Genomic DNA, 26,790 nt, shown 5'->3' on the forward strand with positions numbered 1-26,790 from the left:
AATTAGTCAAAGGTGTAACCCTGATCTGATGCTACTTTATCCGCAATTTGTGTGCGTAATTCAATAACATTAGGGTTATTGGTATATTTTGTGAAACGTTTTAACCCCATAAGCATCATACGTTGTTCATCGCCTTCAGCAAACGAAACAATGGCTTCCTTTCCTTTTTGGATGATAATTTCCGTTGCTCTGTACAAATAGAGTTTGGACATCGCAATTTGGGTCGCTTGTGCTTCCTCTCCAAAACGTTTTGCATTTTTTTCTGTTCTTAGTAAAGTCGATTCTGCAAGATAAACCTGAATCAAAATATCGGATGCGGCCATTAACAATTGTTGATGATCCTCCAATTCCGGACCAAATTTCTGAACTGCACTACCTGCCACCATTAGGAATACTTTCTTTAATCGTTTTAAAAGGTCTTTTTCTTCTGCAAACAATTCAGAGAAATCAGGGGTTTCAAATGAAGGAATGCCCATTAGCTCTTCACCGACCGCAGTGGCCGGACCCAATAAGTCTACATGACCTTTCATGGCTTTTTTTATCAACATACCAACGGACAACATTCGGTTAATTTCATTGGTTCCTTCATAAATACGGGCGATTCTTGCATCCCTCCAGGCAGATTCCATAGGAGTATCGGCACTAAAGCCCATTCCACCGAAAATTTGAATACCTTCATCAGTCGTATGTTGTACGTGTTCCGAAACCGCTACCTTTAAAATGGAGCATTCAATGGCATATTCTTCAACGCCTTTTAGTTCGGCTTCCTGGTGCGAATTTCCATCGGCTTCGCGTATCGCAATTCTATCTTCAATATTTTTAGCGGCTCTGTAACATGCCGATTCATCCACATATGCATTGGTAGCCATATCGGCTATCTTTGCTTTAATGGCACCAAAACTTATAATTGGTGTTTTAAACTGAATGCGTTCGTTCGCATATTTAGTCGCCTCATTAGTGACCCGTCTTTGAGCCTCTAGGCAGGCTGCGGCCAACTTAATACGTCCAATGTTTAAGGCGTTCATGGCAATTTTGAATCCATTACCCCGAGTGGAAAGCATGTTTTCTACAGGAACTTTTGTTTCATTGAAGAAAACCTGACGGGTAGAGGAGGAGTGAATACCCAATTTTTTTTCTTCGTCTCCTAAGGTGATTCCATTCTCCGAATCATTTTCAACAATGAATCCGGTAATGTTTTTATCGTCCTCAATTCTGGCGAAAACAATGAAAAGGTTACAGAAACCGGCGTTGGATATCCACATTTTTTGTCCTGTAATACTGTAATACTTACCATCGTCGGAAAGTACGGCTTTCGTTTTTCCGGAATTGGCATCAGATCCCGCACCCGGTTCCGTTAGACAGTAAGCGCCGAACCATTCTCCGGTAGCTAGTTTAGGTACATATTTTTGTTTTTGCTCTTCCGTACCATATAATGTAATAGGCATGGTGCCGATACCGGTATGTGCTCCAAATGCCGTGCTGAAAGATCCAGTGGCACCGGATATATAATCGCATACCAACATGGTAGAGACAAAGCCCATACCCATACCTTCATATTTTTCGGGAACGGCAATGCTTAACAACCCTAGCTCCCCAGCTTCTCGCATACATTCTTCCGTATAGGCGTAATCCTTCTTTTCAAAACGCTCCCAGTGGGCCCAAAGCTTGCGGTCAACAAACTCTTTGGTGCTCTCACGCATCATTTTTTGTTCTTCGTTCAAATCTTCTAGGGTGAAGACGTCTTCACAATTTGTTTCCTTGACCAGGAATTGTCCACCTCGTAGTATATCCTGTTTAACTTCTGTACTCATTTGTTTATACTTTCTAATTCAAAAATTCATAGATTCCAGCTGCACCTTGACCGGTACCTACACACATGGTTACCATACCGTATTTTCCCTGCATATTTCTTTTACGCATTTCGTCAAAAAGCTGAACCGATAATTTTGCACCGGTACACCCAAGTGGATGTCCTAACGCAATGGCTCCACCGTTAACATTAACGATATCCGGATTTAACTTTAATTCCCGTATCACGGCGATTGATTGTGAAGCAAAAGCTTCGTTCAATTCTATTAATTCAACATCTTCTTGCTTTAAACCAGCTTGCTTTAAAGCCTTTGGAACAGCGGCTACCGGACCTATACCCATAATTCTTGGAGGTACTCCAGCTGCGGCATAGTTAACCAATCTAGCTATGGGTTCTAAATTTAGTTCTTTCACCATTTCCTCACTCATTACCATTACAAAGGCGGCTCCGTCACTCATTTGTGAGGAATTACCTGCGGTAACGCTACCATTCGCCGCGAAAACTGGTCTCAGTTTATTCAAAATTTCTATCGATGTTCCTTTTCTAGGACCCTCATCTTTGGTAACCGTATATTTTTTGGTTGCCTTTTTACCATTTTCGTCTACATAGGTTTGTTCTACTTCAATAGGAACAATTTGGTCTTGAAAACGGTCCTCTGCTTGGGCTTTTAAGGCCTTCATATGGGAATTGTATGCAAACTCGTCTTGATCCTCTCGGGAAACATTAAATTCCTGGGCAACGGCTTCGGCCGTATTTCCCATGCCCCAGTAATAATCCTCATGACCTTCTTTGACCAAATCATAGTTCAGTTCGGTCTTGTAACCAGTCATTGGTACCGCGCTCATACTTTCCGCTCCACCAGCAATAATGCAATCCGCCATTCCAGCTTGGATTTTTGCGGTTGCAATGCCTATGGTTTCAATACCCGAAGAACAAAATCGGTTTACCGTAACTCCCGGAACATCAACAATATCTAGGCCCATAAGGGAAATTAGGCGTCCCATATTAAGACCTTGTGCACCTTCCGGCATTGCATTACCTACTATGACATCGTCAATTCTTTTTTTGTCCAAATTGGGTAACTCCTTCATCATGTACTCAATGGTTTCCGCCGCTAGTTCATCCGTCCGTTTAAAGCGGAATACACCTTTTGGCGCTTTTCCTACTGCGGTTCGATACCCTTTTACTATATATGCTGTTTTCATTTTTTAATTTCTTAGTGGTTTACCTGTTTTTAACATATGCTGAATGCGTTCCAAGGTTTTTCTTTCCGTACAAAGTGAAAGGAATGCCTCGCGCTCTAGATCCAACAAATACTGTTCTGAAACCATGGTGGGTTCGGATAAATCTCCCCCGGCCATTACATAGGCCAATTTATTCGCAATCTTTTTATCATGCTCACTTATATAGTGACTGGCTTCCATAGAATCTGTGCCTACCAAGAACATTCCCAAGGCTTGTTTTCCAAGTACCTTTACATCCTTACGTTTAGGTGGCTGCGTGTAACCTGATTCGGCCATGAGTTTGGCATACTCTTTAGCGGTCGCTATTTGTCGGTCTTTATTGACCACAACGATATCCTTTCCGTGTTGCAATATTCCTAAATCGTATGCCTCGTAGGCAGAGGTCGAAACTTTTGCCATTCCGATGGTTAAAAAATACTCTTGAAGCACATTTAATTCAACATCCCCTTTTTTAAAGGAATCCGATGCTCTCAATGCAAATTCCTTGGAACCTCCACCACCTGGAATAACACCCACACCAAATTCTACTAATCCTATATAGGTTTCCGCAGCTGCTACCACCTTATCCGCATGAAGGGAAAGCTCACATCCACCACCTAGCGTCATTCCATGTGGAGCTGAAACGGTAGGGATTGCTGAATAGCGCATGCGCATCATGGTGTCCTGGAACATTTTAATGGCCATGTTCAATTCATCATACTCCTGTTCAACGGCCATCATAAAAATCATTCCGATATTGGCTCCGACAGAAAAATTGGCAGCTTGGTTACCCACGACCAGTCCCTGAAAATCTTTTTCGGCCAAGTCGATTGCCCTGTTCAGTCCTGCCAAAACATCACCTCCAATGGTGTTCATCTTGGATTGGAATTCACAATTTAGGATGCCGTCTCCCAAATCCTCGATTACCACGCCACTATTTTTAAAGACTTCCTTAGATTTTCTAATGTTATCCAGGATGATGAAAGCATCCTGTCCGGGAACTTTCGTCATTTCCTTTTTAGGAATATCATAGTAGTAGGTATTTCCATCTTTTACGCTGTAAAAAGAATCGATACCTGCAGCTTTCATGTCATTAACCCAATCAGCGGCAGTTTGATTCTCTGCTGCAATCAATTCTAATCCTTTATCCAGACCTACAGCATCCCAAATTTGGAATGGACCGTGCTCCCAGCCAAAACCGGCTTTCATGGCGTCATCGATTTTGTATAATTCATCTGATATTTCTGGAATACGGTGAGACACATAGGCAAATAATTGACCGAAACTCTTACGGTAAAATTCTCCAGCTTTATCTTTTCCGTCTACCAAAACAGGGAACCTATCCACAACCTTATCAATGGTTTTGGTCAACTCCAAGGTGGAGAACTTCGCACTTTTTTTGGCACGATACTCCATCGTGTCCAAATCCAAGGTTAAAATCTCACTATTGCCCTTATCATTCTTTACTTTTTTATAAAAACCTTGTCCTGTTTTACTGCCCAACCATTTATTATTCATCATGGTCTGAATAAAATCAGGAAGTGCAAAAAGTTCATGACGTTCATCATCCTTACAGTTTTCGGAAATTCCATTGGCAACGTGAACTAAGGTATCCAGTCCTACTACGTCAACAGTTCTAAACGTGGCCGATTTAGGTCGTCCTATTACCGGCCCGGTTAATTTGTCGACTTCCTCCACCGTCATGTTCATTTCTTTGACCGTATGGAACAAACTCTGAATACTGAAGATACCTACCCGGTTTCCTATAAAAGCTGGAGTATCCTTGGCGACCACAGAGGTTTTCCCCAGGAACTTCTCTCCATACCCGTTAAGAAAGTCCAAAACTTCTGGGAGGGTCTCAGGACCGGGAATAATTTCAAATAATTTTAGATAACGTGCAGGATTAAAGAAGTGCGTACCGCAAAAGTGTTTTTGAAAATCCTCGCTTCTACCTTCGCTCATAAATTTTATGGGAATACCAGAGGTATTGGAAGTTATAAGGGTACCGGGAGTTCTATGTTTTTCCAGATTTTCAAAGACCTGTTTTTTGATATCAAGTCGTTCAACAACGACCTCAATAATCCAATCGACTTTTGCTACCTTGGAAATATCATCTTCCAGATTTCCCGTAGAAATTCTATCGGCGAATTTTTGATGATAAATAGGGGAGGGCTTTGATTTTAATGCCGATGCCAAGGAATCGTTCACCAGTCTGTTTCGTGCCACTTTATCCTGCAAGGTAAGGCCTTGTGACTTTTCTTTGTCCGTCAATTCCCTGGGTACAATATCCAGAAGTAGGACCTCCACTCCAATATTGGCAAAATGGCATGCGATTCCACTTCCCATAATGCCCGAACCAATTACTGCAACTTTTTTAATATGCTTGTTCATGTGTCTTATGCTGTATTTAGTTTTTTGTTGTGTCTTTTGTATAAATTTTTTTGTCCGAGATGAGTTTGTTGATGGTATCGGTCACTTCAAAAAAGTGTTTTAGCTTTTCCTCTGACACATTATTTTTAACGACCTCATTAAACCTTAGAACCACATCTTTGGAATCCTTTCTTTTTTCAAGACCAAAATCAGTCAAATGTATCAGGACGCCACGGCCGTCCGAAGGATTGGGTTTTCTCTCAATCAATCCTTTTTCTTCCATACTTTTTAGTATTCTGGACAAACTTGTAGCTTCCATGCCCATTTTTGGCCCCAAAGAAGTTGAGGGGGTACCTGTTTTAGGGTCTATGCTCAGTAAAGTAAAACCAATGGCCATTGTTGTTTCAAAGTTTTTAGCTTCCTCATTGTACATTCTGGCTACTGCCTGCCAGGTAGCCCTTAAGGCGTAATCAATGGTAACCTCCTTCATAAAAATCTTAGTTGGTTACCAAATATATAAAAATTTATTATGCATGCATAATAAATAATTGAATTTTTACTTTCCTTTGGGATACCTTATTTGGTGGGTACCATTTATAAAATATTAAAGCTTCCTTAAAATTGAGATAGGATTAGCCATGTCCGTAGATATCATTATAAAGGTCAATATATTTTTCCTTTATAATTTTTCTTCTGAGTTTCATGGTAGGGGTAAGGTGTCCTCCCTCTACGCTCCATACTTCTGGTGTAAGTCTAAACTGTTTTACCTTTTCCCACTTTGCAAACTGTTCGTTCGCCAAGTCCACCTCAGTCTGATATTTCTCCAGTACTATGGGATTTATAATAATATCTGAATTCTCAGGAATGGTTATACCCTTTTTCGCTGCCCAGTCATGCAAATACTGAAAGTCCGGCTGAATCAATGCAGCAGGCATTTTTTCTCCTTCACCCACGACCATTATTTGTTCTATAAAACGTGACTGTTTAAAACGATTTTCCAATAATTGAGGAGCTACATATTTACCTCCGGATGTTTTAAACATTTCTTTTTTACGATCGGTGATTTTGAGGAAACCCTCTGTATCAATTTCACCAATGTCTCCTGTATGAAAGTAGCCATTCTCGAGGACTTCATTTGTTTTCTCCTTGTCTTTGTAATATCCCAGCATTACGTTAGGTCCCTTACATAGTATTTCTCCGTCATCCGCAATTTTGACCTCCACTTTATCAATGACCCTGCCGACAGTACCTATTTTCCAACCACCGCCTTTTTCTTGGTTTACTGCAATTACCGGAGAGGTTTCTGTAAGTCCGTATCCTTCCATTACAGGGATGCCTGCTGCGCCAAAGACCCTGCTCAATCTAGGTTGTAAGGCCGCACTGCCCGATACCATAGTTGTTAGATTACCCCCGAGGCCATCTTTCCATTTACTGAAAATCAATTTTCTGGCCAATTTTAATTGTTGTTCGTACCACCATCCGTTTGCACCATAGGGTTCAAATTTTAAACCTACGGAGACAGCCCAAAAGAATAGTTTGTTTTTTATTCCTCCCAAAGCACTGCCCTTTGCTATAATGGCATCGTAAACTTTTTCCAAAAGCCTTGGAACCACCGTCATGACATTTGGTTTTACCTCCTTGAGATTATCGCTGATTTTATCCAATCCTTCCGCAAAATAGATTTCAATACTACAATATTGGTAGAGATAAAGAATCATTCTTTCAAAAATGTGGCATACGGGTAAAAAGCTCAGTGCACTGGCTCCGGCTTCAAAAGGAACCCTTTTTTCACTGGCAATAACGTTGGAAACAATATTGTCATGGGACAACATCACACCCTTGGGTCTCCCAGTGGTTCCAGAGGTATATATTAAGGTGGCCAAGTCATTGGCATTGACCTGTTCCTTGCGCTTGTTCACTTCTGGTTGGTTGGTGTCGTCTTTTCCCAAGTCCAAAACCGCCTGCCAATTGTCACAATCTTTTAGGGTATCAAAACTATAGACACCTTTCAAGTGTTTTAATGCCGGTTTTATCGTATTTACCTTGGCCAGCACTTCTGCACAGGAAACAAAACAATAGGTTGCCTCAGAATGGTTCAAAACGTATTCGTAATCTTCTTCGGATATAGTGGGATAAATGGGTACTGTTTGTGCTCCTAACTGTAATACCCCTATATCCATAATGTTCCACTCCGTGCGATTGGTCATGGAGATAATCGCAATTTTATCATTAGGTTGTACCCCAAGTCTCAATAATCCCCGACTTATGGTATTTGCTTTTTCAATGTATTCTTTCGTGGAGGTAGTCATCCATTTTCCATCGTATTTGGTAACGAGTGATTTTTCCAAAGGATGGTTTTCCAATTGATAGTAAGGAAAATCGAATAGGCGGGTAACTTTTTGCATAGTCTTTTTATAAAACTTTCTTGCAAAATAGTGAAAGAACTCGGTATTCTAAATAGGCTATCTTAAAAATACTTGTTAATAATTGTGAATATGGTAAAACAAAAGGGGCTTTTTTTAAAAGCCCCTTCAAGTATTTATTAGTATTTCCCCTTATTTATTACTAGCTACCCACTTTCTTGCATTCACAAAAGCCTCCAGCCAAGGGGAAACTTCATCTTTCCTATCGGACGGGTAGTAGGCCCAGTTCCATGGGAACGTAGAACGCTCAATGTGCGGCATGGTTACCAAATGTCTTCCCGTTTTATCGCAAAGCATGGCTGTATTATAGTCGCTACCATTAGGATTTGCTGGATAGCCTTCATAGCCATATTTGGCAACGATGTGATAATTATCTTCGGATAAGGGAAGTTTAAATTTTCCTTCGCCATGGGAAATCCAAACCCCTAGGGTTGTACCGGCCAAGGAAGAAAGCATGACCGAGTCGTTCTCTTGAATCTTTACCGAAGTAAAATTACTTTCGTGTTTGTGGGAATCGTTATAGGTCATCTTTCCATGTGTATCGTGTTCCGGATTTATCAAATCCAATTCCATGAACAACTGGCAACCGTTACAGATTCCAACGGATAACGTATCTGGTCTTGCAAAAAAGTCTTTTATCACCTTGTTGGCCTTTTCGTTATATTTGATAGCTCCCGCCCATCCTTTGGCACTTCCCAATACATCTGAATTTGAAAATCCACCAACGGCACCTAAAAACTGGATGTCCTCCAAAGTTTCCCTGCCAGTTATCAAATCCGTCATGTGAACGTCCTTAACATCAAATCCTGCCAAATACATGGCATTGGCCATTTCCCTTTCGGAATTGCTTCCCTTTTCCCTTAGTATGGCAGCCTTAGGTCTGGCCTGACCTTCGTTTAATGAACGACTGGGGAGTTTTATATTTTCTGAATTCGGAAATGTATATTTTAAGGGTTGCACCTTATAATTATCGTAGCGGTCCTTGGCAAGTCCGTTCGAAGTTTGCTTATTGTCCAGGAGATAGGAAGTCTTGAACCAAATATCGCGCAGCGATGCAATGTTCAAGCCCATTTCCATGCCGCCATTTTTAATGGTCAATTCTGGGCCATCGGTAACCGTTCCAATTTTTTTGACATCGATATCGGCATCGACCAATAATTTTTCCACCAAATTATCCCGAAGCTGGAATACGATTCCGGCGTTTTCTGAAAACAATAGTTTAATGGTATCAGTTTCCCCCAAATCGGATAGGTCCAATTGGGCACCCAGGTCGGTATCGGCAAAACACATTTCCAACAATGTAGTGATTAAACCTCCCGATGCAACGTCGTGTCCCGCAAGGATTTGTTCGTTTTGAATTAAAGTTTGAAGTAAATCAAAAACCGATTTAAAATATTCATCGTTTTTAATGGTGGGTGCTTCGGAACCAATTGCATTTCGTACTTGTGAAAAGGAAGATCCTCCTAATTTATAAGCATCCCTGGACAGGTTGATATAGTATATGGAACCTCCGTTTTTCTGAAACACGGGTTCCACTACTTTAGTAATATCGTTACAATTGGCGGCAGCCGAAATAACCACGGTTCCGGGGGCAATGACATCTCCGTCGGTATATTTTTGTTTCATGGAAAGGGAATCCTTTCCTGTAGGCACATTGATACCCAAGGCGATTGAAAAGTCGGAAACGGCCTGTACGGCCTCGTATAGTCTGGCATCCTCACCTTCGTTTTTGCAGGGCCACATCCAGTTGGCCGAAAGGGAAACTGATTTCAAACCATCTTTCAACGGCGCCCAGATAATATTGGTCAGAGCTTCGGCAATACTATTCTTGCTCCCCGCAGAAGGATCGATCAAAGCGGAAATAGGGGAGTGGCCTATGCTGGTTGCAATACCTTCCTTTCCTTTGAAATCCAAGGCCATAACCCCCACATTGTTCAATGGAAGTTGTAAAGGTCCCGCACATTGCTGTTTGGCCACGCGCCCGCCCACACAACGGTCCACTTTATTGGTCAACCAGTCTTTACATCCCACGGCTTCCAGTTGTAAAACCTGATCTAGATAATCGTGAAAAAACTCCAAGGAATATTCAGGATTGGTATAGGTTCTTGGTATTTTTTTATCATTCATGAAAGTCTTGGGAGAACTCCCAAAAATATCACTGAGCTTAACATCCATGGGTTTTTCACCTGTTGTGGCCGACTCAAAAGTAAAACGGTCATCACCGGTAACATCACCAACTTCATACATGGGTGATCGCTCGCGATCGGCTATTCGCTTCAAAAGGGCCGTATTGTCCTTTCCAATTACTAATCCCATACGTTCCTGGGATTCGTTGCCGATGAGTTCCTTTGCGGATAGGGTAGGGTCGCCCACGGGTAATTTGTCCAGATCGATTTTCCCCCCGGTTTCCTCCACGAGTTCGGAAAGGCAGTTCAAATGTCCCCCGGCACCATGGTCGTGAATGGAAACGATACTGTTGTTATCACTTTCCACCATGCCCCGTATAGCGTTGGCGGCTCTTTTCTGCATTTCTGGATTTGAACGTTGTACGGCGTTCAATTCAATGGCAGAACTGAATTCCCCTGTATCCGCACTGGATACGGCTGCTCCGCCCATTCCAATTCTATAGTTATCGCCTCCAAGGATAACTATTTTATCCCCTTTTTTCGGTGTATCTTTTAAAGCTTGTTCAGCTTTCCCGTAGCCAATACCACCAGCCTGCATGATAACCTTGTCATACCCCAATCTACGGGCTTCTGAGCCATTTAGGGAATATTTTTCGTCATGTTCAAAAGTAAGGACAGAACCGGCAATAAGAGGTTGACCAAATTTATTTCCGAAATCCGAAGCTCCATTAGAAGCTTTGATCAAAATGTCCATGGGGGTTTGGTATAACCATTCTCGTTCTGGCATAGCCTTTTCCCAGGGCCTGTCTTTCTCCAATCTTGAGAAGGCTGTCATATACACTGCCGTGCCCGCTAAAGGGAGTGACCCTTTTCCACCTGCAAGACGGTCCCTGATTTCCCCTCCTGAACCTGTTGCTGCCCCGTTAAAGGGTTCAATGGTCGTGGGAAAATTATGGGTCTCCGCTTTTAGGGAAATGACCGAATTAAATTCCTTTTCTTCATAAAAATCAGGCTTATCGGCTGTTTTTGGTGCAAATTGTATCGCTTTGGGCCCCTTTAGGAAGGCCACATTGTCCTTATATGCAGAGACAATTTCGTTTGGATGCTCTAGAGATGTTTTTTTAATAAGCTTGAATAAGCTTGTTGGCATTTCCTTTCCATCGATGATGAAGGTACCGTTAAAAATTTTATGCCTACAATGTTCCGAGTTTACTTGGCTGAAACCGAATACCTCGGAATCGGTCAATTTTCTTCCCATTTTTTCAGAAAGCTCTTCCAAATAAGTTACTTCCTCATCGCTTAAGGCCAGCCCCTCTTTTTGGTTATATCCTGCAATGTCCTCAATTTCCAAAATAGGTTCAGGAAGAATATGGATATCAAAAATGGCTTGACCAATACCGTTGTACTTATAGGAAAGCATTGGATCAAAATTGGTAAAGTTCTCGGAAACAGCATTGAACTCCTCGATTCTGAGTATGCCCGGAATGCCCATATTCTGTGTGATTTCCACGGCATTCGTACTCCAAGGGGTAATCATAGAGGCTCGCGGCCCAACAAAAAAGGCGTCCATTGACGCCACATTTATTTTGGGTTGGTTGCCAAATAACCACTTTAGTTTTTGTTCGTTTTCGGGAGTAATCTCTTGGGTAGTTTGGACAGCAAAAATCTTGGTTGCCGGGTTTCCAAAGAAGTGAATCATATCAGCGTATTTCTTTTGCAAAAATGGAAAATGCAAAATTACGATTTCCGCCTTGATTTTCCTTGATTGTATTACAACAGTTTTCAACCATTATTGTTGATAGGTAAGGCATATTTTACAATAGGATAAAAACTCTGGAGAAACTAGAAATTTAGCTATTCGGAAAATTTAAATATTTAAAAAATATATAATCCTTAAACAACCCAAAAACTATGGGAATCATATAAAAATAGTTTGGACCTGTGTTTTTAAACATAATAATTCAGTACCTTTTTGCAAGCTAATTCAATAAATGACCAAACATGAGTAAAAAACTAGTAATGCTCACCATTTGTATTTTTTATGCAGTGGTGTCTGTCGGCCAAAAGAAATATTCCAAAAGGCAAATTGAAAAATTTAAGACCGAAGCCGAGACTATTATCGAAAACAACAAAAAGCAGGCCCAGGTAATGGTGGATAAGGTGTTCAGTTTTGCCGAACTTGGTTTTCAAGAAGTTGAAACTTCCAAATACCTGACCGGGTTATTGGAAGAAAATGGATTTGAAATTGAACATTCCATTTCTGGCATACCTACGGCTTGGTTTGCAAAATGGAGTAATGGAGAAGGTCCTGTTATTGCCTTGGGAAGTGATGTGGATTGTATTCCAAAGGCATCCCAGTATCCGGGCGTAGCCTATCACAAACCTATTGTGGACGGAGCTCCGGGACACGGCGAGGGCCATAATGCGGGGAATCCCTTGAACATTATGTCCGCTTTGGCCGTGAAGGAAATCATGGAAAAGGAAAATATAGGAGGGACATTAATACTATGGCCCGGTATTGCGGAGGAATTGGTTGCGGCCAAAGCCTGGTATGTACGTGATGGACTTTTTGATGATATCGACATGTGTATTTTCACCCATGTTGGAAACAACTTAGGGGTTTCCTATGGGCCCACTCGGGGAACAGGTTTAATTTCCGTAGAATATTCCTTTGAAGGAGAGGCGGCACATTCGGCTGGATCCCCGTGGAGGGGCAGAAGTGCATTGGATGCCGCTGAATTAATGAACATTGCCTGGAACTATAAAAGAGAGCATTTACACCCTCTAAAACGTTCCCATTCCATATTTACGGATGCGGGGGACCAACCCAATGTAGTGCCCTCTAAAGCGGCGATTTGGTTTTACTTTAGGGATATAAAGTATGAGGGTATCATGGAAATGTATGCCCTGGCCAATGATATGGCCAAAGGAGCGGCTTTGATGACAGGTACTACCATGACCTCTAAAGTTTTGGGAACGGCTTGGCCAAGGCATTACAACAAGGTCATTGCAGAAACCATGTATGATAATATAAAACAAATAGGGCTTCCTGAATGGTCCGATGCCGACCAGACCTTGGCCAAGGCCGTGCAGACCGAAGTAGGTTCCGAAAAAATTGAGGGTTTACCTACGGAACTTTCTCCATTAGGTTTACCTGTTGAAGAACCTGTTAGTGGTGGGTCGGACGATATAGGAGATATTTCGTGGAAAGTTCCAACGGTTACCATGCGTTTTCCTTCCAATATTCCTGGATTACAGGGTCACCATTGGAGCAATGCCATTGCTATGGCCACTCCCATTGCACATAAAGGTGTAGTCGCTGGAGCCAAGGCAGAGGCCATGACCATATTGGATTTCTTAACGAAACCAGAACTTTTGGAGGGAGCCTGGGACTATTTTAAAAATGTGCAACAAAAAGAAACCACCTATAAACCCATGATTGCCGAAACCGATATGCCCCCAATTTATTTGAATACGGACAAGCAAGGTCAATTTAGGGAGGAATTGGAGAAATTCTATTATGACGAAACCAAATACGATAGTTATCTGGAACAGTTAGGTGTGGATTATCCTACGGTAAAAGAGTAATTCAAATTTTAACAATCTTTACAATAAACATCAGTCTATTTTTTAGACTGATGTTTTATATTTGGTATAAGTCTTACATATAGACTTAAATTGTTTCATCTTAACTGTTATAAGATTGTGGGTAAATCCTCCAAAAATTGTGCGGTAACCTTATGCATGGAAGAAATAGGAAGTAAATGGAAACCTATTATTCTTTACCGGGTTTCCAAGGGTATAAATAGGTTTTCGACATTGCTCAAGAATGTCCAGGGAATCAATAAACAAATGCTGAGCAAGCAGCTAAAGGAATTGGAAAAATCTGAAATATTGGAACGAAAAATGTTCGCCGAAATTCCCCCGAGGGTAGAATATTCCTTAACAGCTAAAGGTAAGTCCCTTATGCCCGTAGTGCACGCCATGAAAAAATGGGGCGATAGGAAAGATATAGAAACTCAAGTTGCCAAACCGGTGGTTAAAGAGGATCAGCAATTACCTCTCTTTTGACTAGGAATCTTTTGTCTTCTTTTCCAGTAACGCCATGTAGAAACCATCAAAACCACTTTTGGAAGCGTATATTTTCTTTTCTTTTACAAGGGAAAAGCCACTTCCTTCCTCCGATGCCAAAAATGAATTTACCTGGTCCCTATTCTCCTGAGGGAGTATGGAACAGGTGGCATAGACCAGTTTTCCTCCTGATTTAACCATTTTACTATAACTTCTAAGGATTTCCTGCTGCGTTTTGGTGATTTTTTCCAAAAACTCTGGCTGCAGTTTCCATTTGGTATCTGGATTCCTGCGGATAACCCCAAGACCTGTACATGGAGCGTCTATCAAAACGCGATCTGCACTGTCATACAACTTTTTAATTACCTTGGTGGAGGTAATTTCCCTAGGTTCTATGTTGTGCGCCCCGTTTCTTCGGGCGCGTCTTTTTAGTTCCTTGAGTTTACTGCCGTAAATATCCATGGCAATCAATTGCCCTTTATTTTCCATCAAGGCAGCCAAGTGAAGTGATTTCCCACCGGCACCTGCACAGGTGTCCACAACCCGTTGCCCTGGTTGAACATCCAAAAGCTCGGCAACCAATTGTGAAGAAGCATCCTGCACTTCAAATAATCCGTCTTTAAAACTTTGGGTAACAAATACATTCGCCCTTTCCGGTAGTCTAAGTGCCAGTGGATATCCCTTTATGGGTTCTGTCAGAATATCCTCATCCAATAGTGCTTTTCTTAGCTTTTCCTTTGTGGTTTTTAGTGTATTGGTCCTTAAAATGACGTCGGCAGGTTGATTGAGTTTGGCAATCTCTGCGGTCCATAACTTTTCGCCCAAGGCTTTTTCACAAAGCGTATCCATCCAATCTGGAATGGCTTCCCTGTATTTTCTAACCTTGGATAGTTCATCAAAACGTCCTTTGATGCGTCTTTCCGGGGTGGGTTCAATTTGTTTCCAATCGGGCAGTTTAATTCCGCTTAGTACGGCCCAAACCGCCCACATCCGAAATAAATCGGGCCGACTAAAAGGGGCCTTTACTTCAGCAATTTCGGCATATAACCTTTTGTAACGAACCATTTCGTAGGTGGTTTCGGCAATAAAACCTCGATCACGTGATCCCCAGCGCTTGTCAAACTTTAAGACCTTTTGAACTACCTTGTCCGCATATTCACCTTCATTGAATATTAAGTTCAAAGCATCTATTACGGCAAACACCAAGTTTCTGTGCAATCTCATTATGAAAAATTAAGGGTGCAAAGGTATTGTTTTAGAGCGGATTCCATTTATTTTTGAGAAACTTTGTACCGATGCGCCTTTTCACTGTTCTATTTTTCTTATGCTGCATTTCCATTTCATGCAGTGACCAGATCAAGCCACAATTCTTTACAAGTGTTGCTGTAGAGGATGTCTTTGAAGATTCGGTCAGTATTCGGGCGATTGAATTTTTAGATTCGAATACCTTGGCCTTTGCAGGAAGTGGGGGAATTTACGGAACTGTAGATGTTCCCTCTGGAAAGGTGCGGACGAATATTATGAAGTATGACAGTATAACCCCGTCCTTTAGGGCCGTAGGACATACGGCCACTGATTTTTTCATGCTCTCAATTGGAAGTCCGGCCTTGTTATATAAAACAGGGGAAAGCGGGAAAATGGAATTGGTATATAGTGAAGTAGGTGAAACTGTTTTTTATGATGCCATGATGTTTTGGAACGACCGGGAAGGTTTGGCGGTGGGGGATACCGTAGACGGGTGTATGAGTATTATTATAACCAGGGATGCCGGACAGACTTGGAACAAGATTCCTTGTTCCCAACTTCCGAAAGGTAGCTATGGCGAAGGCGCCTTTGCCGCCAGCAATACCAATATTGAAATTAAAGGGAACCAAGCGTGGATCGGAACAACTTCGGGTAGCATATATCATTCAAAGGACAAAGGAAAAACTTGGGAATCCATTGCTACCCCAATGAAAAATGATGTGGACACCCAAGGAATTTACTCCATCGATTTTTATGATGAAAATTTGGGAATAGCGATTGGTGGTGATTACACCCAACCCGAAATAAATCAGGGAAATAAAATGAAAACAGTGAATGGTGGGGCAGCTTGGAGCCTAATAGCGGATGGCGAAAATCCTGGGTATAGAAGTTGTATCCAATTTGTTCCAAATTCAAAGGGAAAGGGTATTGTGGCCGTTGGATTTACTGGGATTTCCTACTCATCGGACGGGGGTGTCCATTGGCAGCAACTAAGTGATGAGGGGTTTTACACTTTTCGTTTTTTAAATGATAGTATTGCCTTCGCTGCAGGCAAAAATCGTATTTCAAAACTAACTTTTAAGAACTAAAAAAAGGAGCTATAATGCTCCTTTTTAAATTCATCTTTAAGTCATCAATTAGCGACCTCCCTTATTTTGACGGTACTGTTTGATTAACTGCCGTTTAAAATCCTCTTCTGAGCGCATCAATACCAAGGTCTTTTTCGCAGAAATTACTTTTCTTATCTTATTAAGGAAATTCTTTTCCAGTTCTTCTTCCTCTTCCTCTATTTTAAGATAGGAGGACAATAGATTTTGGGCTTCTTGCTCGTTTAGACTTCCAACGTCCTTTAATTTGCTCTTGATTTCTACCCATTGTTTATGGCGTAGTTCATGTCTTTCTTTCTCGTACTCGTTGTAAACGGGCCAAAAATCCTGTGCCTCCTCACTGCTAAGTTCAAGGTGCTCTGTTAAATAAGCTACTTTAAGAGCTTTAATTTTTTCACGAGATCTATCCTGGGCAAAAGACATGACCGTACACAAAAGCATTATCGCAAAATATATTCTATTCATTGTCTTCTAAATTTAGTTCTTCAAAATTCTCTACATTCTCATTGAGATAATCCAGAAGGTTTTCCTCTGTCATTTCAGGTTTTACAAAATCATTGATTTCGTATCCGTCAATGGGCAAAACCTCTGCAATCTCGTCGCTGGACAAGTCTATTTCAGTATCGTTAAAATAGGCTTCAATTTCAGAATTGGCCAAATCCGTAAAACTCAAGGTATCGTCATTGTTCCAATTAATGCCAACGGCCAAAATCAAAAGGGCTGCAATCGAGGCGGCGATAGCCAAAAACTTCTTATAGGAATATAATGGGGTAACTTTGGGTGACGATTTCTCTTCTTCTACCTTGGCCGTCAATTGTGCCTGCAATTGCTCAAAATAAGATTCGGGAATACCAAAACCGTCGTTTTTAGGAATAAAGGAGTCCTCCTTAAAGATCCTATCTTTAAGTTTATCCTCAAAGCTATTAAAATAGTCTTTGGGGATATTGAACGGATTTTTATCTGTATTCTTCCTTTTCATCGTATTACTATGACTCCCAATTGTTTAAATGGTTTAATCCTCTTTGAGAAAACTTTCAATCTTTTTTACCGCCAAATGGTACGAAGCTTTTAGTCCGCCTACCGATGTATCCAAGATTTCTGATATTTCGGCATACTTTAATTCTTCAAAATACTTCATATTGAAAATCAGTTTTTGTTTTTCCGGTAGGGTAGCTATGGCCCTTTGTAGCTTTAACTGAATTTCGTCCCCTTCAAAATAAACATCGGCCTGCAAGTTTTGTACCATACGTTCTTGATACTCTCCATCGGTAACCCCTAGTTTGAGACTTTTTTGTTTTAGAAAACTAAGGGCTTCATTGGTCGCTATTCTGTACATCCAGGAAAACAACTTACTCTCGCCTTTGAATCCCTCAATATTGCGATATACCTTAATGAAGGTATTTTGCAATACATCGTCAGCATCATCATGGTTCAAGACTATTCTTCGGATGTGCCAATATAGCCTTTCCTTGTAGTTGCTTACAAGCGTTTCAAAGGCGGTGGACTGCGTCTCCTTTGCCTTTAATTCCTTTATTAAGGTTTCTTCTGCAATCAACCGAATTTGTTTTGTTTGGTAATTGGACTACTAATTTATGAAAAGGTTTAGTTTGTTAGGAGTTAGGAGTTAGGAGTTAGGAGTTAGGAGTTAGGAGTTAATGGAATAGTGAAATTTTGGATATGTGGTTTTAGGGTAGGTAAAAACCAACAGCCATTAACCCAGCGACTGCATTTCGACCAACTTATTGTACGTCCCTTTTTTGCTTAAAAGCTGCTCATGGGTACCTTGCTCCACAATTTCGCCTTTGTTCAATACCACAATAGTGTTTGCATTCTGGATGGTGGAGAGTCGGTGTGCAATTACAATGGAAGTTCTGTTCTTCATCATTTTTTCCAAAGCGTCCTGTACTAAGCGTTCGCTCTCTGTATCCAAGGCCGATGTTGCCTCGTCCAAAATCATAATGGGTGGATTCTTCAATACGGCCCTGGCAATGGAAAGGCGTTGCTTTTGCCCACCACTCAATTTGTTACCACTGTCACCAATGTTTGTTTCGTATCCTTGCGGCAGTTCCATTATAAAATCATGGGCATTTGCGATTTTAGCCGCTTCCATAATTTCTTCCTCCGATGCATTTTCCTTTCCCAAGCCAATGTTGTTTTTCACCGTATCATTGAATAGAATGGAATCTTGTGTAACGAGTCCCATCAACCCTCTCAACGATTTTTTGGATAGGTTCTTTACGTTGATGCCATCAATGGTAATATCTCCTTCGTTTACGTCATAAAACCTGGTCACTAAATTGGCAATGGTACTTTTTCCACTTCCGGATTGTCCCACTAGGGCAACCGTGGAACCTTTGGGTACGGTAAGGTCAAAATTCTTCAATATATATTCGTCTTCGTATTTGAAGGATATATTTTTTAGTTCGATTTCTTGATTAAAATCGGTCTTAACAACCGGGTTTTCTATTTCAGAAATTGGATTTTCGGTTTCCAAAATTTCCAAGACACGCTCAGCTGCGGCATTTCCTTTTTTGACGCCGTATGAAGCTTTGCTGATGGCCTTTGCGGGAGTAAGAATATTGTATGCCAAACCCATGTAAGCAATAAAGGAGGAGGCATCCAAAGTCTTGTCTATCAATACCATTTTGCCCCCAAACCATAGCAGTACGCCAATGACCAAAATACCTAAAAACTCACCGGTTGGGGAAGCTAAATTTTGTCGATTCAGTAACGAATTGCTAAAGTTGAAAAAACGTTGGGTTGAGCTGGAAAAAGTCTTGTAAAACCTGGATTCTGAGTTAAACGCCTTAATCACTCGCAATCCACCCAAGGTTTCTTCGATTATCGATAAAAATTCCCCCTGTTCCCGCTGTACGTTATCCGATTGTCGTTTTAAGGATTTACCAATTTTAGAAATGATCATACCTGCAATCGGAATGAAAATAAACACGAATAGGGTAAGTTTAAAGCTAATACCGAACATGATCAGGATGGTAAAAAGTATCGTAAGTGGTTCACGCACTATCAACTCCAAAATGGATAGGAAGGAATGCTGAATTTCCAAAACATCTGAAGTTATCCTTGCAATGACATCACCTTTTCTTTTTTCGGAATAATAGGAGATAGGTAGTTCCACCACTTTTTCGTACATCCTATTTCTAATATCCTTCAAAACACCATTTCTCAAGAAGGTGATAAAGAACATCGCCAAGTAATTAAAAAGATTCTTGAAAAGAAAAAGAATCAATACCAGACCAATTACCAATACCAAACCCTTCATTTCATCATCCCCGGAATAGGCGGTTACTCTATAATTGATATATTCTTGGAGATAATCTTTTAAATGACCTAAATCCTCATATTTAGGCGCTTCAAAGACTTGTTTGGTCTTATCGAAAAGAACATCCAACATGGGAATCAATGCCGCAAAGGAAAGGGCACTGAAAAGGGCATATAGTACGTTGAAAAAAATATTCAGATATCCGTATTTGCGATATGGTTTCGCAAAGCGAAGAATCTTTTTAAAATAATCCATTAACCTAAATTAAGCTCGCTTACAATGCTTTTGATTTTCGCATCCAACTGAGCGGAAACAGCTTTAAAGTTTTCTGCTTTGTCCAGCCTTTTATTCGTGCTGATATAAAATTTCACCTTGGGTTCCGTACCACTGGGTCTTGCGGCAATGCGGGTACCATCTTCGGTTTCATAAATCAACACGTTGGATTTAGGAATATCTATCGCTTTCTCTTCCCCGGTCAAAACATTTTTAGAAATGGATGTGTTGTAATCCTCTATCCATTTGACCTTGGATCCTGCAACGGATTCCACAGGGTTTTCCTTAAAGTCCTTCAACATCTGCTTTATTTCCTCCGCGCCACTCATTCCCTTTTTGGTAAGGGATATTAGGTGTTCCTTATAAAATCCATAATCCACGTAGCAATCGATAAGGTCCTTAAAAAAGGAACTGCCATTGGCTTTTGCTTGGGTCGCAATTTCACAGGCCAATAGGGTAGAGGTAACGGCATCCTTGTCTCGCACGAAATCACCAACCATATAGCCAAAACTTTCTTCCCCACCACCAAGAAATTCGGATTCCGGAAAATCCTTGATCATTTTGCCGATCCATTTAAATCCGGTTAAGGAGGTCTTATATTCAACACTATAGGCATCTGCCATGGCTTTTACCATGGGAGTGGATACGATGGTTGTGGCCGTGAACTCATTTCCTTTAAAGCCTTGTTTTTTTCTATTCTCCAAGAGAAACTTGGTCATCATGACCATGGCCTGGTTTCCATTAACGATTTGCATCTCACCGTCCAAATTACGAACAGCTATGCCCAATCTATCACTATCCGGGTCGGTACCTACCACCATGTCTGCACCAATTTCCTCAGCTTTTTTTATGGCCATGGATAGTGCTTCCGGTTCTTCTGGGTTGGGTGATTTTACGGTTGGAAAGGAACCGTCTGGTTTTGCTTGTTCCTCAATTATGGTTACGTTTTCATACCCAGCCCTTTTCAGTACTTCTGGAATGGCTGTTATGGAAGTTCCATGAAGGGAAGTGAAGACAATTTTAAAGTCATTTTTACCTTTTGCGTTGACACTTCCATTTTTTACCGATGCTTTAAAAAAAGCTTCGTCAACTTCCTCGTCAATGACCTTGATAAGACTATCGTTGGCCTTAAAGTTGATATCCTCAAAACTGAGTTTGTTGATTTCAGCGATGATTTCACCATCCTGAGGAGGTACAATTTGTCCGCCATCCGTCCAATAAACTTTATACCCGTTGTATTCCGGTGGATTATGGGAAGCGGTGAGTACGATACCGGCATGACATTTTAGATGCCTTACCGCAAATGATAATTCTGGCGTAGTGCGTAGTTCTGAAAATAGATTCACATGGATTCCGTTCGCCGAAAAAACTTCGGCGACCGTTCTGGCCAATGTATCACTATTATGTCGGCAGTCGTACGCAATGACCACTTTAATGTCTTCACCGGCATAAACTTTTTTCAAATAATTGCTAAGTCCCTGCGTGCTTTTCCCAAGAGTATATTTGTTGATGCGATTGGTTCCAACGCCCATTACGCCACGCATACCTCCGGTTCCGAATTCCATATTTTTATAAAAACGGTCCTTTAGCTCCTCGGTGTCATTTTCGATTAGGTGCTGTATTTCTTCCTTCACTTTCGGGTCAAAAAAGTCGGTGAGCCAACTTTTGGCGGTATCAAGGATCTTATCCATGTATAATTTTTTTAATTGTGATATCTAAATTTACAAAGAATATTGTGTTTGTTCCGTGTTCAAATTCAATTCTTCGGAAATATGGTAACGTGGTTCATTTCTTTTGGATCGTGTGATGATTTCACCTATAAATCCGGCCAGGAACAACTGGGTTCCAATGACCATGGATACCAGTGAAATATAGAATTCTGGCCTATCTGTAATCAGTCGACCAAAGGGGTTTAAAAAGAGTTTATCTATACCTAAATACAGGGCGAAGCCAAAACCTATAATGAACATTATAACGCCCAAGGCACCGAAGAGATGCATGGGGCGTTTGCCAAAACGGGAAACGAACCAAATGGTGATCAAATCCAAAAACCCATTGATAAAGCGTTCCATACCAAATTTGGTCTTTCCATATTTTCTGGCCTGGTGTTTTACTACTTTTTCGCCGATTTTATTGAACCCTGCATTTTTGGCCAACACCGGAATATATCGGTGCATTTCACCCGATACTTCAATGTTTTTTATGACTGATTTATTATAGGCCTTCAATCCGCAATTGAAATCATGTAGTTTAACGCCTGAAGTCCTTTTTGCGGCCCAGTTAAAAAGTTTGGAAGGCAGGTTTTTGAATATAAGCGAGTCGTAGCGTTTCTTTTTCCATCCAGAAATTAAGTCATATTCCTTGGATTGAATAAGTTGGTATAATTCTGGGATTTCCTCTGGATTGTCCTGCAAATCTGCGTCCATGGTGATGACGACATCTCCTTTAGCAGCCTTAAATCCGGCATGTAAAGCTTGTGATTTTCCGAAATTCTTAAGGAAACGAATTCCTTTTACATGAGGGTTGAGTTCTGAAAGCTTCGAAATGGTTTTCCAGGAATCGTCCGTACTACCATCGTCAACAAATAAAATTTCATAAGAAAAATGATTGGATTGCATCACGGATGCAATCCAATCATGAAGTTCTTTGAGGGATTCTTCCTCGTTCAGTAAGGGAATAACTATGGATAGTTGCATTGATTACTTCAGGAATTCCCTTCAAAAATACAAATAACTAAAATATCAATAAGCAGCCTCTTGTTTTTTCGCAACCAATCCTGTTATTAACCCAACAATCAAACCAATAATTACGTTGATTACTAATATTACCGGATAAGAAATCCATGCAAATTTTTTCTGCATTTCAATACCTTGGTCTATTTGTTCCGATGTAAGTTTAGGATTTTGCTCCATGGCCTTAACTTTTCCTATTTCGTACATTTTATCCATATAATCTGGTTCCACCACGTTGGATAAAACAAAAAACCAAATCAAACCAATAATACCTGCAATTAAAGCAACACCGGCACCAACTTTAAGAGATTCTGAAATCGACAGAAATCCGTTATTGGATTTTTTAAATTGTAATATTCCAAGAACAATTCCTACGGCCAAAATTACAGTTTGTGTTATTTGAACTGCAGCACCTTGTTCATAGTGCATGTCCATCGTAAACAGCATTATTGCAAATACAACTCCGACTACTCCGGTTATGACACCAAAGTTCAGAGCATATTTTCCTGTTTTAGGTTTATTTTCTTCCATTGTTTTTAGGTTTTAAAAGTTGATTACTCTATAAGTATGTTGGCATATAAAAATGTTACACAAAAGCTACAATTTATTTTCTGATTTTTCTAATTAATAAATTGGCAATTCTAATAAATTGACTAAATTTGCAGCCTTAAAATAAGTGCCCGTTGGAATGGGTACGGTAAAGATTTTAAAAATGAGAAAAGGAATACACCCAGAAAATTATAGATTGGTAGCCTTTAAGGACATGTCCAATGACGATGTGTTCATTACCAAGTCTACAGCGGATACAAAAGAAACTTTAGAGGTTGATGGCGTTGAATATCCATTGATAAAATTGGAGATTTCAAGGACATCACACCCGTTTTACACTGGTAAAGCCAAATTTTTGGATACTGCCGGTCGTATCGACAAATTCAAGAACAAGTACAAGAAATTCTCCAAACCCGAAAACAAAGAGGAGGAATAAGAATTTTTTATACCTTATAAAATCAGCGCCTCCAAGTTTTTGGGGGCGTTTCTTTTTAGATAATGTCTAGTTTTTAAGTATTTAGGCAGGTTTAGCGCCATAGATTTTTGCCTATTGCTTAATTTTGAAAAAAAAATCTTCATGAACTTTATCCTTTTTGACGGCCCTGTTAGGGAACACCTATTACCTTTTACTTTTACTCGACCTGTAGCTGATGTAAGAATAGGGATCATGACCATTAGGGAAAAATGGGAAGCATATTTAAATACATCCGTTAGTTACAAAACAGAAGATTATCTAAGTGTAAAGTTTCCGATGGTCTTGAAGTCTGATAACGTGTTCCTCAATGGAAGTATCTTGCCTGATGCTTTTCTCCTTGATCAAGTTAAAGCACTTAAGGAATCGGAAGTATTGACAAAGGAGGATATTATAATTGCTTACAGGTCCAACAAAGTGAATGAAAATAACGACTGGGGCGCCTTTAATGTGGTGGAATATGAAAAGGAACTCTTTCAAATTAAGAATACTTGGGATATATTTTCCCAAAATGAAAGGACACTTCAGGAGGATTTTGACTTTTTGACCAAGGGAAGGACAAGTCAACCCATTTCCAAAACCAATAGTTTAATTTGTCCGGAGCGGATATTTTTGGAAGAAGGGGCCAAGGTGGAGTATAGCATTTTAAACGCCACCGATGGGCCGATTTATATTGGGAAAAATGCTGAAATCTGGGAAGGTAGCCTTATTCGTGGCGGATTGGCACTTTGTGACCATGCCATTGTTAAAATGGGAGGAAAGCTCTATGGCGCGACGACAATAGGGCCCCATTCCAAGGTTTGTGGCGAGGTGAGCAATTCAGTTATTTTTGGTTACTCGAGCAAAGGCCACGAAGGGTATCTAGGAAATGCCGTACTTGGGGAATGGTGCAATATTGGGGCAGACTCAAACAACTCCAACCTTAAGAACAACTACGCCAAAGTGCGTTTGTGGAACTACGCTACGGAAAAATTTGAACAAACCGGACTGCAATTTTGTGGATTGATGATGGGAGACCACAGTAAAACGGCCATCAACACCATGTTTAACACAGGTACGGTAATCGGTGTGAATTCCAATATTTACGTTCCTGGTTTTCCAAGAAATTTTGTGCCCAGTTTTAGCTGGGGAGGTGCTTCCGGTTTTTCCTCCTATTTGCCTGCAAAGGCATTTGAAGCTGCCAAGGTTATGATGGCCAGAAGAGGGGTGGAGTTCACCGATGCGGATGCGGACATCCTGAACCATGTTTTTGAGATGACTAAAAAGTGGCGTAATTATTAATTTTGAACATTCAGGAAATTCAATTCCTAAATCATGAAAAAGAAGGTTGCATTTTATACGTTGGGCTGTAAGCTTAATTTTTCCGAAACTTCTACCATTGCTAGAAGCTTGGTAAAAGAGGGCTTTGACAGGGTCGGTTTTGACGAAAATGCGGATATGTATGTCATTAATACCTGTTCCGTCACTGAAAATGCCGATAAAAAATTTAAAACCATTGTCAAGCAAGCGCAAAAGTCCAATCCAAAGGCCTTCATTGCGGCTATTGGCTGTTACGCCCAGTTAAAACCGGAAGAACTTATTGAAGTGGATGGTGTTGACTTGGTGTTGGGAGCCACAGAAAAATTCAATATTTCGGATTATGTTAATGACCTGTCCAAAAATGACATGGGGGAAGTACATTCCTGTGAAATCCAAGAAGCCGACTTTTATGTGGGAAGTTATGCGATAGGGGATAGGACTAGAGCATTTTTAAAGGTACAGGATGGATGTGATTATAAATGTACCTATTGCACCATTCCCTTGGCCAGGGGGATATCTAGAAGTGATTCACTGGAAAATGTTTTGAGGAATGCCAAGGAAATTGCGGCACAGGATATTAAGGAAATCGTTCTGACGGGAGTTAATATTGGCGACTACGGTAAAGGGGAGTTCGGTAATAAAAAGCACGAACATACTTTCCTGGATTTGGTAAAGGCCTTGGATACCGTAGATGGTATTCACAGGTTACGGATTTCATCCATCGAACCCAACCTTTTGAAAAATGAAACTATTGATTTTGTTGCCCAAAGTGATAGCTTTGTTCCCCATTTTCATATTCCCTTGCAGAGTGGTAGTGATGAACTGCTAAAATTAATGAAGCGAAGGTATCTCACCAACCTGTATGTAGATCGTGTTAAAAAAATAAGAGAGGTTATTCCCAATTGCTGTATTGGGGTAGACGTCATCGTGGGGTTTCCAGGGGAAACCGACGACCATTTTCTGGAGACCTATCATTTTTTGAATGAATTGGATATTTCCTATTTACATGTCTTTACCTATTCGGAGAGGGATAATACGGAAGCTGTAACTATGGATGGGGTAGTACCCAAAAAAGTTAGGAATAAACGGAGTAAAATGCTCAGGGCCTTATCCGTAAAAAAGAGACGTGCCTTTTATGAAAGTCAATTGGGATCAGAATTAGAGGTATTGTTCGAAGGAGAGAACAAGGAAGGCTATATCCATGGATTTACAGAAAACTATGTAAAAGTAAAAACCCCTTGGAATCCAACTTTGGTAAATACGTTACATAAAATAAGACTTAAGGAAATAGCAGAGGACGGACTTGTAACCATGGAATTTGTAAATACTCCCGTAATAGTATAAAAAAAGCTCCCGAAAGGAGCTTTTTAATTAGATTCTGATGCCTACTGGCAACATATCCTTGTACTGTCTGTTCTTTCTCAAAAATCCTGCAATCTGAGGACTTGTTGGAACCACCCTTAAATTTTGTTCCTGAATATGGTGGAGAACGGATTTAATGAAATTTTCCTTAAAACCATCTTGGTCTATCTCTTCTGGGACAACCAGCTTGGTTAAAAAGACTTTTCTTTCTTGGGAGGAGTACTCTATTTTGGCAAGTTGGCCATTGATAGTTGTTTCAAATTGTCGCAAGAAAGCATTGTCCTTAATGATAACATTATTCATATAGTTGATTTTAGCGTTTGGTTTAGACAAAAAAATTACGATGTTCCCCAATCGTAATTCAATCCTTAGTACTTATAAAATCTGTTGAAGTGTTAAGTTATCAACAATCAGTGTTCAAAACTAACAAAAATTTACCTAAATTCCTA

The 26,790-nt window shown here is 40.6% G+C and carries 21 protein-coding genes; 6 read left to right on the forward strand and 15 right to left on the reverse strand.

The window, feature by feature from the left end; all coding sequences use genetic code 11:
* Positions 1 to 2 precede the first annotated feature (2 nt).
* The 6 genes from CJ263_RS17535 to purL form a co-directional block, all read right to left on the reverse strand.
* On the reverse strand, positions 3 to 1,811 hold the full coding sequence (locus tag CJ263_RS17535) for an acyl-CoA dehydrogenase family protein (protein ID WP_094998460.1): 1,809 nt from the start codon (positions 1,809 to 1,811) through the stop codon (positions 3 to 5).
* Between the two features lie 13 nt (positions 1,812 to 1,824).
* Positions 1,825 to 3,015, reverse strand: a complete 1,191-nt coding sequence (locus CJ263_RS17540; RefSeq protein WP_094998461.1) for an acetyl-CoA C-acyltransferase — start codon at positions 3,013 to 3,015, stop codon at positions 1,825 to 1,827.
* 3 nt (positions 3,016 to 3,018) lie between these two features.
* A complete protein-coding gene (locus tag CJ263_RS17545; protein ID WP_094998462.1) occupies positions 3,019 to 5,424 on the reverse strand; it encodes a 3-hydroxyacyl-CoA dehydrogenase/enoyl-CoA hydratase family protein in 2,406 nt (801 codons plus the stop codon).
* A gap of 16 nt (positions 5,425 to 5,440) precedes the next feature.
* On the reverse strand, positions 5,441 to 5,893 hold the full coding sequence (locus CJ263_RS17550; RefSeq protein WP_094998463.1) for a MarR family winged helix-turn-helix transcriptional regulator: 453 nt from the start codon (positions 5,891 to 5,893) through the stop codon (positions 5,441 to 5,443).
* Between the two features lie 142 nt (positions 5,894 to 6,035).
* Complete coding sequence (locus CJ263_RS17555; RefSeq protein ID WP_094998464.1) at positions 6,036 to 7,808, reverse strand: AMP-dependent synthetase/ligase; 1,773 nt, start codon at positions 7,806 to 7,808, stop codon at positions 6,036 to 6,038.
* 150 nt (positions 7,809 to 7,958) lie between these two features.
* Positions 7,959 to 11,651, reverse strand: coding sequence for a phosphoribosylformylglycinamidine synthase (purL, locus tag CJ263_RS17560; protein WP_094998465.1), 3,693 nt, complete (start codon positions 11,649 to 11,651; stop codon positions 7,959 to 7,961).
* 302 nt (positions 11,652 to 11,953) lie between these two features.
* Here purL and CJ263_RS17565 point away from each other — a divergent pair, with 302 nt between their 5' ends.
* Both CJ263_RS17565 and CJ263_RS17570 read left to right on the forward strand, forming a co-directional pair.
* Positions 11,954 to 13,540, forward strand: a complete 1,587-nt coding sequence (locus tag CJ263_RS17565; RefSeq protein WP_094998466.1) for an amidohydrolase — start codon at positions 11,954 to 11,956, stop codon at positions 13,538 to 13,540.
* Positions 13,541 to 13,696: 156 nt separating this feature from the next.
* A complete protein-coding gene (locus tag CJ263_RS17570; protein WP_094999295.1) occupies positions 13,697 to 14,023 on the forward strand; it encodes a winged helix-turn-helix transcriptional regulator in 327 nt (108 codons plus the stop codon).
* On the opposite strand, the gene CJ263_RS17575 is transcribed toward CJ263_RS17570, so the two are convergent.
* On the reverse strand, positions 14,024 to 15,247 hold the full coding sequence (locus tag CJ263_RS17575; RefSeq protein WP_094998467.1) for an RsmB/NOP family class I SAM-dependent RNA methyltransferase: 1,224 nt from the start codon (positions 15,245 to 15,247) through the stop codon (positions 14,024 to 14,026).
* A 71-nt stretch (positions 15,248 to 15,318) separates the two neighbouring features.
* Between CJ263_RS17575 and CJ263_RS17580 the strand changes: the two genes are divergently transcribed.
* The gene (locus CJ263_RS17580; protein ID WP_094998468.1) at positions 15,319 to 16,356 is read left to right on the forward strand and encodes a WD40/YVTN/BNR-like repeat-containing protein; all 1,038 of its coding nucleotides are present in this window, start codon (positions 15,319 to 15,321) and stop codon (positions 16,354 to 16,356) included.
* Positions 16,357 to 16,404: 48 nt separating this feature from the next.
* Here the strand turns inward: CJ263_RS17580 and CJ263_RS17585 are convergent, their stop codons facing one another.
* The 7 genes from CJ263_RS17585 to CJ263_RS17615 form a co-directional block, all read right to left on the reverse strand.
* Positions 16,405 to 16,839, reverse strand: a complete 435-nt coding sequence (locus CJ263_RS17585) for a hypothetical protein (RefSeq protein ID WP_094998469.1) — start codon at positions 16,837 to 16,839, stop codon at positions 16,405 to 16,407.
* On the reverse strand, positions 16,832 to 17,353 hold the full coding sequence (locus CJ263_RS17590) for a hypothetical protein (RefSeq protein WP_094998470.1): 522 nt from the start codon (positions 17,351 to 17,353) through the stop codon (positions 16,832 to 16,834). The genes CJ263_RS17585 and CJ263_RS17590 overlap by 8 nt, the downstream gene beginning before the upstream one ends.
* Before the next feature lie 33 nt (positions 17,354 to 17,386).
* Entirely contained in the window at positions 17,387 to 17,929 is a 543-nt protein-coding gene (locus CJ263_RS17595; protein WP_094998471.1) for an RNA polymerase sigma factor, read from the reverse strand.
* Between the two features lie 156 nt (positions 17,930 to 18,085).
* Complete coding sequence (locus tag CJ263_RS17600; protein ID WP_094998472.1) at positions 18,086 to 19,909, reverse strand: ABC transporter ATP-binding protein; 1,824 nt, start codon at positions 19,907 to 19,909, stop codon at positions 18,086 to 18,088.
* Positions 19,909 to 21,618, reverse strand: coding sequence for a phospho-sugar mutase (locus CJ263_RS17605; protein ID WP_094998473.1), 1,710 nt, complete (start codon positions 21,616 to 21,618; stop codon positions 19,909 to 19,911). The genes CJ263_RS17600 and CJ263_RS17605 overlap by 1 nt, the downstream gene beginning before the upstream one ends.
* A gap of 30 nt (positions 21,619 to 21,648) precedes the next feature.
* Positions 21,649 to 22,623 (reverse strand): glycosyltransferase family 2 protein, encoded by a 975-nt coding sequence (locus CJ263_RS17610; protein WP_094998474.1) that lies wholly within the window; start codon positions 22,621 to 22,623, stop codon positions 21,649 to 21,651.
* Between the two features lie 45 nt (positions 22,624 to 22,668).
* A complete protein-coding gene (locus CJ263_RS17615; RefSeq protein ID WP_094998475.1) occupies positions 22,669 to 23,190 on the reverse strand; it encodes a DUF4199 domain-containing protein in 522 nt (173 codons plus the stop codon).
* A gap of 181 nt (positions 23,191 to 23,371) precedes the next feature.
* Between CJ263_RS17615 and CJ263_RS17620 the strand changes: the two genes are divergently transcribed.
* The 3 genes from CJ263_RS17620 to mtaB all read left to right on the forward strand — a co-directional run bounded on the left by CJ263_RS17620 (position 23,372) and on the right by mtaB (position 26,323).
* Positions 23,372 to 23,644, forward strand: a complete 273-nt coding sequence (locus tag CJ263_RS17620; RefSeq protein WP_094999296.1) for a type B 50S ribosomal protein L31 — start codon at positions 23,372 to 23,374, stop codon at positions 23,642 to 23,644.
* A gap of 141 nt (positions 23,645 to 23,785) precedes the next feature.
* Positions 23,786 to 24,961 carry a GlmU family protein gene (locus CJ263_RS17625; protein WP_094998476.1) on the forward strand — a complete coding sequence of 392 codons (1,176 nt, stop codon included), beginning with the start codon at positions 23,786 to 23,788 and terminating at the stop codon, positions 24,959 to 24,961.
* Between the two features lie 33 nt (positions 24,962 to 24,994).
* On the forward strand, positions 24,995 to 26,323 hold the full coding sequence (gene mtaB / locus CJ263_RS17630; protein ID WP_094998477.1) for a tRNA (N(6)-L-threonylcarbamoyladenosine(37)-C(2))-methylthiotransferase MtaB: 1,329 nt from the start codon (positions 24,995 to 24,997) through the stop codon (positions 26,321 to 26,323).
* 27 nt (positions 26,324 to 26,350) lie between these two features.
* Here mtaB and CJ263_RS17635 read toward each other — a convergent pair whose 3' ends face one another.
* Positions 26,351 to 26,644, reverse strand: coding sequence for a GNAT family N-acetyltransferase (locus CJ263_RS17635; protein WP_094998478.1), 294 nt, complete (start codon positions 26,642 to 26,644; stop codon positions 26,351 to 26,353).
* Between the last annotated feature and the right edge of the window lie 146 nt (positions 26,645 to 26,790).

The organism is Maribacter cobaltidurans (genome assembly GCF_002269385.1).
Taxonomy (GTDB): Bacteria; Bacteroidota; Bacteroidia; order Flavobacteriales; family Flavobacteriaceae; genus Maribacter; species Maribacter cobaltidurans.